The following is a 13073-nucleotide window of genomic DNA, read 5'->3' as shown; positions in this document are numbered from 1 at the left end:
ACGCGACGGGAAGGCGCAGCAGATGACGGGGCCCGGCGACGCCGCCGCACTCGACGACCCGGTGGGCGCATCGCTCCGCGGGCACCACACGCACCTCGCCCGCCGGCTCGGCGGTGCCGCCACCTACGTACCCGGGGTCGCGACGTTCTGCGCGGTGCCGGCCGAGCCGGACGCGCAGGCATGGGCCGACCTGGCGAAGCTCCTGGGCCCGGGCGAGTTCGCGGACATGTTCAGCTGCCCGGCGCCGCCGCCGGCCGACTGGGAGCCGGTCTTCGTGCTGGAGGGCCGCCAGCTGATCTGGGCTGGTGACGGCGACCCGGACCTGCCTGCCGCCGCGTCCGGCTACGGCGTGGTCGAACTCGGTACGGAGGACGTGCCGGAGATGCTCGACCTCGTCGAGCGGACCCGTCCGGGACCCTTCCGGCCCCGGACGCACGAGCTCGGCACCTACCTCGGCATCCGCGACGGTGGTGCACTGGTGGCGATGGTGGGGGAGCGGCTGAGGCCTCCCGGGTGGACCGAGATCAGCGCCGTCTGCACCGCACCCGAGGCTCGCGGACAGGGCCATGCGGTCCGCCTGATCCGCGCGCTCGTCGCGCGCGTCGCCGCCCGCGACGACCGCCCCTTCCTGCACGTCGCCGAGGCCAACACCGGCGCGCTCGCGCTCTACGAACGGCTCGGCTTCGAGACCCGGAAGCACGTGACGTTCCGCGGGTTCCGCACGCCGTGAGGGGCCGGTGCGTGGAGCGCCGTCAGGTGGTGACCGGCCGCGGGCAATCGCAAGGAAGTACTCCGGTTGCCGAACGTCCGTACGCACCCTCTGCTCCTGAAGTGACCGACTGACGACCGGACTCACCAGGGCGCGTCCTCCCACTGGTCCAGCAGGGTCTCGGCCGGCACCTCCTCGGGTTCGCCGGCCGGGACACGGGTGGACTGCTCGGTCCAGATCACCTTGCCGCGGGCCATGTAGCGCGTACCCCACCGTTGCGCGAACCGGGCGACCAGGAACAGCCCACGCCCGCCCTCGTCGGTGGTCGCGGCCCGGCGCAGGTGGGGCGAGGTGCTGCTGCCGTCGGCGACCTCGCAGATCAGGCTGCCCCGGTCGTGCAGCACCCGCAGCCTGATCGGTGCGATGCCGTAGCGGATGGCGTTGGTGACCAGCTCGCTGACGATCAGTTCGGTCGTGAAGGCCATCTCCTCCAGTCCCCAGGTCCGCAGCCGCCCGGTGACCTCCGACCGCAGGCCCGCGACGACCGACGGATCGCCGGGCACGTCCCACTCGGCGACCTGGGAGCGGTCCAGCAGCCCGGTGCGGGCGACGAGCAGGGCGATGTCGTCGCTCGCCCGGGCGGGAAGCAGTGCGTCGAGGACGTCGCGGCAGGTCTCCTCGGGGGTACGGCCGGGGTGGGCCAGAGCGTGCCCGAGCGCCTGGAGACCGGCGTCGAAGCCCCGCTCCCGGTCGTCGACCAGGCCGTCCGTGAAGAGGACCAGCCGGGAGCCCTCGGGAAGGGTGACCTCGGCGGTCTCGAAGGGTTCACCGCCGCCCAGGCCGAGCGGGGGTGAACCCGGCACCCGCAGGAACTCCACGGTCCCGTCGGGACGCACCAGGGCCGGCTCCGGATGCCCCGACCGGGACAGGGAGCACAAACCGGAGGCCGGGTCGTAGATGGCGTAGAGGCAGGTGGCGCCCGAGACGCCCTCGTCGTCCCGCTCGCCCTCCTCCTCGCTGTCGATCCGCGCGACCAGCTCGTCCAGATGCCCGAGGAGCTCGTCCGGGGGCAGGTCCAGGGCGGAGAAGTTGTGCACCGCGGTGCGCAGCCGGCCCATCGTGGCCGCCGCGTGCAGGCCGTGTCCCACCACGTCGCCGACCACCAGGGCCACGCGCGCCCCGGGCAGGGGGATCACGTCGAACCAGTCGCCGCTGACGCCCTCCAGGGCCGGCAGGTAGCGGTGGGCGACCTCCACGGCCGAATGGTCGGGCAGGGAGCTCGGCAGCAGGCTGCGCTGCAGTGTCTCGGCCAGGCCGTGCTCACGGGTGTAGCGGCGGGCGTTGTCGACGGCGACCGCGGCCCGGGCGGCCAGCTCCTCGGCGAACGCCAGATCCTCCCCGCCGAAGGGAACGCCGTCCGAACGCCAGAAGCTCGCCATGCCCAGCACCACACCGCGGGCCTGGAGCGGCACCGTGATCAGCGAGTGGAAACCGAGGTCCAGCACACGCCGGGCCCGCTCGGGATCCTGCGCGCTCATCCAGCCGTCGGAGGCCGTCAGATCGACGTCCAGGACCGCACGCCCGCGCTCGGCGCCCAGGGCCACCGGTGACGTGGGAACGAAGCGGATCAGCTCGCCCACCGGATAGAGGGACCGGGCGCCGTCGACGCCGTGCACCGCCACCCGGCGCATCTCCGGACCGGGCCCCGCCGACACCGCACCGCGCAGGATGGGATCCAGCAGATCGACCGTCGCGGTGTCGGCGAACCGGGGGACCGCCACCTCGGCCAGTTCCTCCGCGGTACGCACCACGTCCAGCGTGGTCCCGATCCGCACCCCCGCCTCGTACAGCAGCCCCAGTCGCTCCCGGGCCACCTCCGCCCGGCCCGCCAGCGCACGCAGCTCCGTCGTGTCCCGCAACGTGGCCACACTGCCCGCGGGCCGGTCGTCGGGATCGACCGGCCGTACGTTGACCGCCAGCAGCCGGTCGCCCGCCAGGTGCACCACGTCCGTGACCGGCCGGCCCGAGGACAGCAGCTCGGCGGTGCCCTTCTCCAGGCCGAGGTCGCCGACCCGGCGCGCCTCGGCGTCCGCGGGCAGGTCCAGCAGCCGTCGCGCCTCGTCGTTCGCGAGCAGCAGCCGCCCGTCGCTCCCGGTGATCAGTACGCCCTCCCGCACCGCGTGCAGCACCGCGTCGTGATGCTCGTACATCCGGGTCATCTCGGACGGATCCAGGCCGCGGGTCTGGCGCCGCAGCCGCCAGGAGACCAGCGCCGTCCCGCCCGCCGCCACGGCGAGGGCGCCGCCGGCGAAGCCGAGCAACTGCGGCAGCTGGTCCATCACCACGGCGTCCACGCTGGCCACGGTGACTCCGACCGACACGAAGCCGACGATGGTGATCCCGTTGGTGTCGTAGACCGGAACCGTCGTGTCCACGGCAAGGCCCAGACTGCCCTCGAACGTCTTGGTGAACGGCCGGTCGGCGGCACCGCCCTCGCGCACCGCGTAGATGTGCTTGCCGATCAGCTTCGGGTCGGGGTGGGTCCAGCGAAACCCCTGGGGATCGAACGCCACCACGTAGTCGACCCCGGTGTGCTTCCGGGTGTCCTCCGCGCGCGGTTGCAGCAGTGCCGTGGGCCGGCCGGACTTCATGGCGGTCAGCGTCCCCGGGGCCCGTGCGAAGGCCTGGGCGACGCCCCTGGACAGCTGCCGGGCCTCCTGCGTGCTGGAGTCCCGGGCCTGCACCACGAGGGCGGCTCCCGCGGCGGCGGCGAACAGCACCATGATCGCCAACTGCAGCAGGAACACCTGGCCGGCGACACTGCGTACCCTCGGCAGACCTCCGAGCCGCGATCCCGGCGCCGGACCGCCGGGATCCTGACGCGCCTCGCGCTCCCCGCCCCGTCGCGCGGCCGACCGACTGCGCCCGCCACGGTGCGCGGGGAAGCGGAAGACCGGGAATCGACCGAGGTGCCGGGCCATACGGACTCTTTACCATGCACCTCCATATTCAGCCATATGGCCGCATTCGGCAGATCAGGTGCGAGCCCACTCCCGCCAGCGCCTGGTCACGGCGTCCTGGTTCTCGAGCCACCACTCGATGTCCATGTCGAAGCCCGACAGCAGATTCCCCGGAGTGCTCGCCAGATTCTTGGCGGTGGCCTCGGTGAGATACCCGTAGGCGGCGGGCACCACGGGGCCGTCGGGGTAGATCCGGGCCATGTGGGCCTGCACCTCGGGCCGCAGCGCGAAGTCGATGAGCCGGTAGGCGGCGTCCGGGTTCGCCGAGCCCTTGGGGATCCCGTAGCCGTTGCTCTGCCTGCGGGCACCGTTCCATTCGTACGCGAGGGGTGCGCCGCGCTTGATCGGCTGCTGGAGTCTGCCGTCCCAGGTGCTGCAGGCCACGACGCTGCCGCGCGACAGCAGCTCACCCGGTTCGGCGCCGTACTCCCAGAACGTCCGCACGGAGCCCTTGATCTCGTCGAGGACCTTGAAGGCGCGGTTCACGTCGAGGGGGTAGAGCCGGTCGAGCGGCACACCGTCGGCCAGCAGGGCGAACTCCAGCTCGGGCCAGTCCACCTCACCCTGCAGCGCCCGCTTGCCCGGGAAGGCCCCGAGGTTCCAGAAGTCCGCCCAGGACTCGGGCCTCCTTCCGTCGAAGGCGTCGGTGCGGTAGGCGAGCACACTGGCCCAGTAGCTCTTGCCCACGCCGTTGGGGGTGAGCAGGGACTGGGCGATGCCCGCGTTCCGCACGTTCTTCAGCCGGCCGTAGTCCAGGGGCTCGGAAGCGTCCTCGTGCTCGAAACGCACCAGGTTGGACATGTCGATGTCCATTACGTCGAACTGCGGACGGTCGTCCTTGATCTGGGCCAGCATCTGCTCGTTCGCGAAGTTCACGACCTTGATCCGGATGCCTGTTTCCTTGCTGAAAGGGTCGTAGACGGCTTCGCGGTTCGCCTCGCTGTAGGCGCCGCCGAAGTTGCGGACGACGAGCGTCTTGCTGCTCCTGGCGGCCCTTCGGTCGTCGCGGTTCTCGCACGCGGTGAGCGAGGCGGCGGCTGCGCCGACCCCGATCGCGCCGACGCCGCTCAGGAAGGCTCGGCGGTCCATCCCGACGTCTCTCACGGACTGCCTCCAGAGTTTCTTCCGGATGATCCGCAACGGAAGACGGCTGCCTGTTTCAGCTTAAATGCTGATTCACGGATGACCTCGGTCCGGCAGCGCCGAGCTGTCGGCGCTCCCGCCCCTTACCGGAACATTTCCACGGAGACGTGCGGGGACAGCGCGCGGAGGAAGTCGGCCGCGTCGAAGATCTCGCCGGCCGAGACGACGCCGACCGACCTGGTCCGCCCGGCGAGGATGCGGTGGACCGCCTCCACGGCCAGCGGCGCCGTGACGGCGTAGATGTCCTGCCCCTTCGCGACGGCGCGCCGCTCCGAGCCGCCGGAGCGCACGACGACGTCGACGAGGAAGGTCTGGGCGGACCGGCCGTGCTCGTCGACCGCGGCCGGTGTCGGCGTGTCCGGGGCCGTCACACCCCGGGCGGCCTCGGCCGTCATGTGGGTGCGCACGTCGGGGATGGGCAGATGGCTGGGGATGGTGACGACGTCGGCCATCGTGAACTCCCCGATGACCTCCCGGGACCCCAGCGGTTCGGGGAAGGGCCACTGGAGGACCGTCGTCTCGTCGTGGCGGTAGTCCAGCCGCCCGTTGCGGTACACCACCCGCGCGCCGCCCCGGCGCTGCCGGGAGACCGTGCCCGCGGCCCGCGTCCCGTTCGTGGGCTGCCAGTCGCTCAGCGCGTAGGCGACGTGCGCCTCGTCGGCCGCCGTCCAGTCGCCCATCGCCGCGGTGGCCAGCAGGTCGCCGAGGCCGCCGAAGAAGGCCATCGCCGGGACGACCACCGCTCCCGCGGCGCGGGCGCGGTCCGCGAAGCGCGCGAACGTGTCCACGTTCGCCTCGATCTCGGCCGCCACGTCGACGTACGGGATGCCGGCGCGCAGGGCCGCCTCGATCACGGGGGCCGCGGTCGTGGCGAACGGCCCGGCGGAGTTGACCACCGCCTGCGCCCCGGCCAGCGCACGGTCGAGCGACTCCGGATCGTCGACCGACGCGGGCCGCACCTCGAGGCCCGGGTGCGACGCCGCCAGCGCCTTCAGCTTGACCTCGTCGCGGCCGGAGAGAACCGGGACGAACCCTCGCCTCAGCAGCTCCGCCACCACGAACCGCCCGGTGTGCCCGTACGCACCGAACACCGTCACTGCACGACCCGCTCCCATGAGCTCTCCCCTGTGCTCGAACGATCAACTGCGCCCATCCTGACGGCGCTGAGCACCCGAACGTGAGTGTCTGGAACGACACGCCCCATACAATTACGGACATGACCACTGTCGCGCTCGCCGCCACCGACGGGATGCTGCACTTCGAACTGTCCCTGGCACACGAGGTGTTCGCCGCCGCCCCGGCCGGAGTGACGGCCCCCTGGTACGACCTCACCGTCTGCGGATCGGCCGCCGTACAGGTCGGCCCGTTCCGGCTGGAGCCCGACGCCGGGCTGGACGGCCTACGGCAGGCCGACACCGTGATCGTCCCCGGCTGGGCGGACCTCGACGAGGAACCGCCCGCGCAACTGGTCGACGCGGTACGCGAAGCCCATGAGGCGGGCGCACGTGTGGCCTCCCTGTGCACGGGTGCGTTCGTACTCGCCGCGGCAGGGCTTCTCGACGGGCTGCGCGCCACCACGCACTGGGCGCACACCGAGGTCCTGGCCGCCCGCCACCCACGGGTGGCGGTCGACCCGGACGTGCTCTACGTGGACAACGGCAGCGTGCTCACCTCCGCCGGCAAGGCCGCCGCCCTGGACCTGTGCCTGCACCTCGTCCGTCTCGACCTCGGCTCGTCGGTCGCCAACGCCGTCGCCCGCCGCCTGGTCGTGCCCCCGCACCGGGCGGGCGGCCAGGCCCAGTTCGTCACCGCCCCGGTGCCCGAGCAGGACGACCACCCGCTCGCCGCCCTGTTTCCCTGGATCATCGAACGGCTCGGCCGGCCGCTGACCGTGGAGGACCTCGCCCGCCAGGCGGGGATGAGCTCCCGTCACCTGGGTCGCCACTTCAGGGCGGTGACCGGCACGACCCCCCTGCAATGGCTCCTGACCCAGCGGATCCGGCACGCACAGGAACTGCTGGAGAAGACCGACGACGGCGTCGAGACCATCGCGGCGGCCACCGGCATGGGGACCGCCACGACGCTGCGCCGCCACTTCAACCGCACGGTCGGGGTCCCCCCGGACGCCTACCGCAGGACGTTCCGCTCACGGACTCGCTGACTCCGGGGGAGCTGCGCCCGGCCGGCACTCCGGGGGAGCCAGGCCCGGCCGGCGCCGTACAGGACGGCGAACGCCCGCGGCGCGGGCGCCTCCGGCATCTCCCAGGTGCCGCTGACCTGGCCGACGGCTCCCTGCGGAGCGCAAGGGGGGGGAGCCCGTGCGTGGTTCCCGAAAGCCGGCGCCGTGCGTGCTGCCGTGGAGCCGCGCGGCAGACGCCGCGTACGCATCGAGTCCTGGGGAGTCGCGAGGCACCCCCCCGGGGTGCACAACGCCCTCGACGGCAGGCCCGCGCGGGCAGACGCCCTCAGGGAAGCGACGTACCCGGGCCGTGTCCCAGCCCCGAGAAGATCACCCCCGGGTGGGACGGCGCCTCGTTCAGCACCCACAGTCCGATCACCGTGGCCAGTGCGAACACGACCGTGATGAGCACGGCGAGGACCAGCCGGCGGCGGCGCTCGCGGCGCAGCCACTCGCCACGTGCCGTGCGGTAGGCGTCCGGCGCGGCACGCACGCCGCCGGCGAGGGCGGCCAGGGCCTCGGCGAGCTCCTGCTCCGTGCGGTCCGGTTCGGTGCGGTCCGGTTCGGTGTGGTTCATCGCCGGGCCTCCATCGCCTGGGTCAGTGCGGCGAGGCCGCGTGCGGTGTGCGTCTTGACCGAGCCGGAGGAGATGCCCATCGCGGCGGCGATCTCGCTCTCCTTCAGTCCGAGCCAGTGCCGCAGCACGAGCGCCTCGCGCTGCCGGGACGGCAGGTGCTGCAGCGCCTCGATCAGCACGCGCTGGTCGTCGCGGAGCAGCGCCGCGCTCTCGGCGGAGACTACGGTCTCCTCGGGCGGGCTCTCCACGTGCTTGCGGGCGACCTGGAGGTGCCGGATGCGCATCCGGGTCAGATTGCACACCGTGGAGCGCAGATAGGCCTCCGCCGCCTCGACGTCCCTCAGGCGCCGCCACTTGCGGTAGATCTGGTAGTACGCCTCGGCCACCACGTTCTCCGGGTCGTCCGCGCCCAGCAGCACGGCCAGGCGCAGCATCGAGGCGTAGTGCAGCTCGAAGAGCCCGGCGAGTCCGGCCTCGCGCTCCAGTTCCGCCGGGTCGGCCGGCGCGGGCGTCAGCCTCTCGACGTCGGGCTCCGGCACGGGTATCGGGTGTCTGTGTCTCACTGCTGGTTCGCTCCCGTCTCCGGACGCCGCCCGACGGTCAGGCGGGACGGCAGGTCGGTCAGATCGGCGGCGCGCGGGACGCCGAGACGTTCGAGTACGGCGGTGCCGGCCACCGCGACGATCAGGTTGAGCGCGAGCGCGGCGAGGCCGGCGTAGATCTCCAGCGGCCCGGATCCGAGGCTCACCACGGAGGAGAACCCCTCGTGCACGACCAGGAAGGTCCCGGACACCATGCCCACGCCCCACCCGGCGAGCAGGGCCCGCGGATGCAGTCGCGCGGTGTACAGGCCGACGGCGACGGCGGGGACGGTCTGCAGGATCCAGACCCCGCCGAGCAACTGGAGGTTGATCGCGTCCTGGTCGCGCAGCCCGAAGACGAACGCGACCGCCCCGGCCTTCGCGATGAGTGACACGGCCTTGGCGATGCGCACCTGCCGTTTGGGCGTGGCCGTGGGGTGCACGTACTCGACGTACACGTTGCGTACGAAGCTGGTGGCCGCCGCGATCGACATCACCGCCGCCGGGACCAGCGCCCCGACGGTGATCGCGCCGAACACCAGCCCGGCCAGCGGCCCCGGCATCAGCCGGTCGACCAGCATCGGCACCGCCGCCTCGGCGCCGCCCTCCGGCGCCCGCACCCCGGCCGCGAGGGCCGCGAAACCGAGGACCCCGAAGAGCGCGAGCAGTCCCGTCCAGGCGGGCAGCGCGACGGAGACCTTGCGCAGGGTGCGCGGCCCGTCGGCGGCGAAGCCCGCCGTCAGCACGTGCGGGTACATCAGCAGGGCGAGCGCGGAGCCGAGCGCGAGAGTGGCGTAGGCGGGCTGCTGGGCCGGGGTGAGGACCAGCGCCTGGCCGCCGAGCCGCCGGGCCGCTCCGTCGAAGACGGCGCCCGGCCCGCCGAGCCGCTCCAGGACCAGCCAGGTCACCGCCGTGAGCGACACGAACACGGCGACGCCCTTGAGCGCCGAGATGACCGTGGGCGCGCGCAGCCCGTGCCGGTAGGTGGCCACGGCGAGTCCCGCGAACAGCGCCACCATCACCAGGTCCCCGGCCGCACCGCGCGGATACACCCCGCCGGCCGTCAGCACAGCCCGTATGCCGAGCAGTTGGAGCGCCAGGTACGGCATGGTCGCGAGGATCCCGGTCAGCGCCACGACCAGCGCGAGCGGCGGTGATCCGTAGCGCCCGCGCACGAAGTCGGCGACGGTGACGTAGCCATGGGCACGGGCCACCGACCCCAGCCGGCTGAGCAGCACGAAGGCGAGAGGCCAGACGATCACCGTGTACGGCACGGCGAAGAAGGCCGCGGCGCCGTTGCCGTAGGCCAGCCCCGGTACGGCGGTGAAGGTGTACGCGGTGAAGATCGTGCCGCCCAGCAGGAACCAGGTCCACACCGGTCCCAGGCTCCGGTCGGCCAGCGCCCAGCCCTCCAGGGACGGCAGCCGGTCGCTGGGGTGCAGGCGCCGCGCGGTGACGGCGAGCAGCGACGCTCCGCCGATCACGGCGAGGAACGTCGCGGTCATGGTGCCGTCGGCCATGGGTCACCGTCCTTGGTGTGCCTGATCCTCACGGGGGAGTTGCGCGGCGGCCCCGATCGGAGGACACGGAACCGGCGGGAAATCCTCTGGAAATTCGCTGTCAACCGGGTCCGGGAGGTGGGCAACTCTTGCACAGACCGACAGCGAGCGGGAGAGCCGCCGTCTCGCCGATCACCGGGCATCTCGTGTCACGAGGTGCCTCGCACCCCCTGGTGAGGAGCCGCCATGCCTACGTCCACCCTGCCCGAAACCGGCCGCCCAGTGCCCGAAAAGTCGCGTATATCACCTCGATCCGTCCTACTGTGGACGGTTGTCGCCCTGCTCGGGGCCGTCGCCTGGGGTGTCCTCGCGCTGGCCCGGGGCGAGGAGATCTCCGCGGTCTGGCTGGTGGTCGCCGCGCTCGGCTCGTACGCCATCGCCTACCGCTTCTATGCGCGCTTCATCGCCCGCCGGGTGCTCCGGCCGGACGACCGCCGGGCCACGCCCGCCGAACGCCTGGAGGACGGGGTCGACTTCCAGCCGACCGACCGCAGGGTGCTGCTCGGCCACCACTTCGCCGCGATCGCCGGCGCCGGGCCGCTGGTGGGGCCGGTCCTCGCGGCGCAGATGGGCTATCTGCCGGGCACACTGTGGATCGTCGCCGGGGTGATCTTCGCCGGGGCGGTCCAGGACATGGTGGTGCTGTTCCTGTCGATGCGCCGGGACGGAAAGTCGCTGGGGCAGATGGCCCGCGACGAGATCGGCCGGGCGGGCGGTGTCGCCGCCCTGGTCGCCGTGTTCGCCATCATGATCATCCTGCTGGGCGTGCTCGCCCTGGTGGTCGTGAACGCGCTGGCCCACTCCCCGTGGGGCACGTTCTCGGTCGCGATGACGATCCCCATCGCCCTCTTCATGGGCCTCTGGATGCACCGCGTCCGCCCCGGCAGGGTCGTCGAGACCAGCCTCATCGGGGTCGCTTTGCTCCTCCTCGCCATCGTCGGCGGCGGCTGGGTGCAGAACTCCTCCCTGGCCGGCACGTTCACCCTCAGCCCCACCACCCTCGTCTTCTGCCTGACCGGCTACGGCTTCATCGCCTCCGTGCTGCCGGTGTGGATGCTGCTGGCGCCGCGCGACTACCTCTCCACCTTCATGAAGATCGGCACGATCGCGCTGCTCGCGGTCGGTGTGGTCGTGGCCGCGCCCGTGCTCAGGGCGGACGCGGTGAGCGACTTCGCGACCTCGGGCACCGGGCCGGTCTTCGCGGGCTCACTCTTTCCCTTCCTCTTCATCACGATCGCCTGCGGAGCCCTGTCCGGCTTCCACGCCCTGGTCTCCTCCGGAACGACACCGAAGCTGATCCAGAAGGAGTCGCAGGTCCGGCTGATCGGCTACGGCGCCATGCTGATGGAGTCGTTCGTCGCGATCATGGCGCTGATCGCCGCGGCGACGCTGGAGCCGGGGCTGTACTACGCCATGAACGCACCGGCGGGCCTGCTCGGCGCGACGGCCGAGTCCGCCTCCCACGCGGTGGCGGGCCTCGGCTTCACCATCACCCCCGACCAGCTCGGCCAGGCCGCCAGGGCCGTCGAGGAGCACACCCTGATCGCCCGCTCAGGCGGGGCCCCGACCCTCGCGGTCGGCATGTCGGAGATCTTCTCCGGAGTCTTCGGCGGATCCGCCATGAAGGCCTTCTGGTACCACTTCGCGATCATGTTCGAGGCGCTGTTCATCCTGACCACCGTGGACGCCGGCACCCGGGTCGGCCGCTTCATGCTCCAGGACATGCTGGGCAACGTCTTCAAGCCGCTCGGCCGGGTCAACTGGAAGCCCGGCATCTGGCTGTGCAGCGGCCTGGTCGTCGCGGCCTGGGGCTACTTCCTGCACACCGGCGCCACCGACCCGCTCGGCGGAATCAACCAGCTCTTCCCGCTCTTCGGCATAGCCAACCAGTTGCTCGCCGCCATCGCGCTCGCCGTCTGCACCACGATCCTGATCAAGTCCGGCCGCCTGCGCTGGGCCTGGGTCACCGGTGTCCCCCTGGCCTGGGTCACCGCGATCACCTTCACCGCCGGCTGGCAGAAGATCTTCTCCGCGGACCCGAAGATCGGCTTCTTCGCCCAACGGGCCCACTATGCCGACGCACTGGACGCCGGGCAGGTCCTCGCCCCCGCCAAGTCGACGGCCGACATGCACACCGTGATCACCAACTCCACCGTCGACGGCGTCCTCATCGCCCTCTTCCTGCTCCTGGTCGCCGTGGTGATCGGCAACGCGGCGGTGGTCTGCGTACGCGCGATGCGGTCCGCGACGCCGCTGCCGACCACCGAGGCGCCGTACGTCGAGTCCCGCATCGACGCGTCGGGCAGTCCGGTCGAGCCCCTGGCCGGAGCCGGAGCTGAATCCGCGGCCGGAGCCCGCTCGTGAGGATCCGGCGCTGGGCGCGGGCCGTGCGGTGGTACCTGCGCGAGCTGACCGGCGAGACCGAGTACGACCGCCACTGCGAGCGGCACCGGCGCCACGACCCTCTCGCGCCGGTCCCGACCCGTCGCGAGTACCAGGTGCTGCGTCTGCGGCAGAAGGAGACCCGCAGTCACAGCCGCTGCTGCTGAACGGCTCAGGTCACGGGCGGCGTGCACTCGGCGCCGCACGCTCCGGAGGCGGCCCGCGAGGGGGTGCCGTCGGGCTCGGAGACCGTATCCGGACCACATCGGGCCACACCGGACCACACCGGGCCGCGCGGGCAGGAGCCCGCGCGGCTCAGCTGCCCACGACACCGCGGAAGTCGCGGAGTGCGAACGAGAAGAGCGGCCGGTGCCGGCCGAGGACGGACAGGGGGTCTTCGAGCCCGGTGGTGACACGGCCGCGGCCGAGGGCAGGTCGTCCGCTGATCCGCATGGGGACGCGGCACCGCGTACCGTCGGACGACTGCTGGACCAGGTGGCCACGGGCCGGCAGCCGGCAGGGCAGCCGCAGGACGTCGCGGTACGTCAGGCGGACGGCCGGAGCCCCCGGAGCGGTCAGCTCGCCCCGGGTGCCCCGGCCCTGCGTGCGGAGTGTGATCGCGCCCAGTTCTTTCGGGATGCCCCACAGGGCGCGCCCTCCGGCGAGGGACCGTTCGTCGTCGACCCAGGCGGCCACGCTGGTGGCGACGAGGCGGCGTCCGTGGTGCACGACCAGCGCGATGAGGAACTCGCGGTAGGTGAGCACGCCCCCGGGCCGGTAGTCCACCCAGAAGGTGACCAGGGTCGCGCGGCGCCGCATGATCCACGGGCGGACCCCGGACGGCAGGGAACAGGGCGGCAGCTCGCCCACGGGGACGCGCCACAGCGAGACGATCATGTCACCGGTGAGGTGCCACGGCGCAG

General features: G+C 72.4%; 11 protein-coding genes. 4 read left to right on the top strand and 7 right to left on the bottom strand.

The genetic code is table 11. The features are described 5' to 3' along the window. The first annotated feature begins 22 nt into the window (after nt 1-22). Nucleotides 23-730 carry a GNAT family N-acetyltransferase gene (locus ACFCXS_RS29880; RefSeq protein ID WP_376646454.1) on the top strand — a complete coding sequence of 236 codons (708 nt, stop codon included), beginning with the start codon at nt 23-25 and terminating at the stop codon, nt 728-730. A gap of 122 nt (nt 731-852) precedes the next feature. Here ACFCXS_RS29880 and ACFCXS_RS29875 read toward each other — a convergent pair whose 3' ends face one another. From ACFCXS_RS29875 to ACFCXS_RS29865, 3 genes are all read right to left on the bottom strand, one after another. Next, nucleotides 853-3690 carry a SpoIIE family protein phosphatase gene (locus ACFCXS_RS29875; protein WP_376646453.1) on the bottom strand — a complete coding sequence of 946 codons (2838 nt, stop codon included), beginning with the start codon at nt 3688-3690 and terminating at the stop codon, nt 853-855. 54 nt (nt 3691-3744) lie between these two features. Next, a complete protein-coding gene (locus tag ACFCXS_RS29870; protein WP_376646452.1) occupies nt 3745-4833 on the bottom strand; it encodes an ABC transporter substrate-binding protein in 1089 nt (362 codons plus the stop codon). 122 nt (nt 4834-4955) lie between these two features. Further along, nucleotides 4956-5987 (bottom strand): saccharopine dehydrogenase NADP-binding domain-containing protein, encoded by a 1032-nt coding sequence (locus ACFCXS_RS29865; RefSeq protein WP_376646451.1) that lies wholly within the window; start codon nt 5985-5987, stop codon nt 4956-4958. A gap of 101 nt (nt 5988-6088) precedes the next feature. Between ACFCXS_RS29865 and ACFCXS_RS29860 the strand changes: the two genes are divergently transcribed. Next, complete coding sequence (locus ACFCXS_RS29860) at nt 6089-7033, top strand: helix-turn-helix domain-containing protein (protein ID WP_376646450.1); 945 nt, start codon at nt 6089-6091, stop codon at nt 7031-7033. Nucleotides 7034-7337: 304 nt separating this feature from the next. Here the strand turns inward: ACFCXS_RS29860 and ACFCXS_RS29855 are convergent, their stop codons facing one another. Genes ACFCXS_RS29855 through ACFCXS_RS29845 form a run of 3 tightly spaced genes read right to left on the bottom strand, consistent with a single transcriptional unit; the run spans nt 7338 to nt 9729 of the window. Then, nucleotides 7338-7628, bottom strand: coding sequence for a hypothetical protein (locus tag ACFCXS_RS29855; protein WP_376646449.1), 291 nt, complete (start codon nt 7626-7628; stop codon nt 7338-7340). Beyond that, nucleotides 7625-8167 (bottom strand): sigma-70 family RNA polymerase sigma factor, encoded by a 543-nt coding sequence (locus ACFCXS_RS29850; RefSeq protein ID WP_376646448.1) that lies wholly within the window; start codon nt 8165-8167, stop codon nt 7625-7627. The genes ACFCXS_RS29855 and ACFCXS_RS29850 overlap by 4 nt, the downstream gene beginning before the upstream one ends. Nucleotides 8168-8187: 20 nt before the next feature. Next, nucleotides 8188-9729, bottom strand: coding sequence for a sodium:solute symporter (locus tag ACFCXS_RS29845; RefSeq protein WP_376646447.1), 1542 nt, complete (start codon nt 9727-9729; stop codon nt 8188-8190). 225 nt (nt 9730-9954) lie between these two features. Here ACFCXS_RS29845 and ACFCXS_RS29840 point away from each other — a divergent pair, with 225 nt between their 5' ends. After that, nucleotides 9955-12132 (top strand): carbon starvation CstA family protein, encoded by a 2178-nt coding sequence (locus tag ACFCXS_RS29840; protein ID WP_376646446.1) that lies wholly within the window; start codon nt 9955-9957, stop codon nt 12130-12132. Beyond that, entirely contained in the window at nt 12129-12317 is a 189-nt protein-coding gene (locus ACFCXS_RS29835; RefSeq protein ID WP_376646445.1) for a YbdD/YjiX family protein, read from the top strand. The genes ACFCXS_RS29840 and ACFCXS_RS29835 overlap by 4 nt, the downstream gene beginning before the upstream one ends. A gap of 148 nt (nt 12318-12465) precedes the next feature. Here ACFCXS_RS29835 and ACFCXS_RS29830 read toward each other — a convergent pair whose 3' ends face one another. After that, nucleotides 12466-13047 carry an acetoacetate decarboxylase family protein gene (locus tag ACFCXS_RS29830; protein ID WP_376646444.1) on the bottom strand — a complete coding sequence of 194 codons (582 nt, stop codon included), beginning with the start codon at nt 13045-13047 and terminating at the stop codon, nt 12466-12468. Nucleotides 13048-13073: the final 26 nt, after the last annotated feature.

Source organism: Streptomyces sp. NPDC056373 (genome assembly GCF_042262425.1).
In the GTDB taxonomy this organism is placed as follows: Bacteria; Actinomycetota; Actinomycetes; order Streptomycetales; family Streptomycetaceae; genus Streptomyces.
Note: the sequence above shows the minus strand (reverse complement) of the source record. Positions and strands in the feature narration are given on the sequence as shown.

Excerpts from the sequence above, each read along its gene's own strand:
- ACFCXS_RS29880 (WP_376646454.1), top strand. The coding sequence starts at position 23 with ATGACGGGGCCCGGCGACGCCGCCGCACTCGACGACCCGGTGGGCGCA.
- ACFCXS_RS29875 (WP_376646453.1), bottom strand. The coding sequence starts at position 3,690 with ATGGCCCGGCACCTCGGTCGATTCCCGGTCTTCCGCTTCCCCGCGCAC.
- ACFCXS_RS29865 (WP_376646451.1), bottom strand. The coding sequence starts at position 5,987 with ATGGGAGCGGGTCGTGCAGTGACGGTGTTCGGTGCGTACGGGCACACC.
- ACFCXS_RS29860 (WP_376646450.1), top strand. The coding sequence starts at position 6,089 with ATGACCACTGTCGCGCTCGCCGCCACCGACGGGATGCTGCACTTCGAA.
- ACFCXS_RS29855 (WP_376646449.1), bottom strand. The coding sequence starts at position 7,628 with ATGAACCACACCGAACCGGACCGCACCGAACCGGACCGCACGGAGCAG.
- ACFCXS_RS29845 (WP_376646447.1), bottom strand. The coding sequence starts at position 9,729 with ATGGCCGACGGCACCATGACCGCGACGTTCCTCGCCGTGATCGGCGGA.
- ACFCXS_RS29840 (WP_376646446.1), top strand. The coding sequence starts at position 9,955 with ATGCCTACGTCCACCCTGCCCGAAACCGGCCGCCCAGTGCCCGAAAAG.
- ACFCXS_RS29830 (WP_376646444.1), bottom strand. The coding sequence starts at position 13,047 with ATGATCGTCTCGCTGTGGCGCGTCCCCGTGGGCGAGCTGCCGCCCTGT.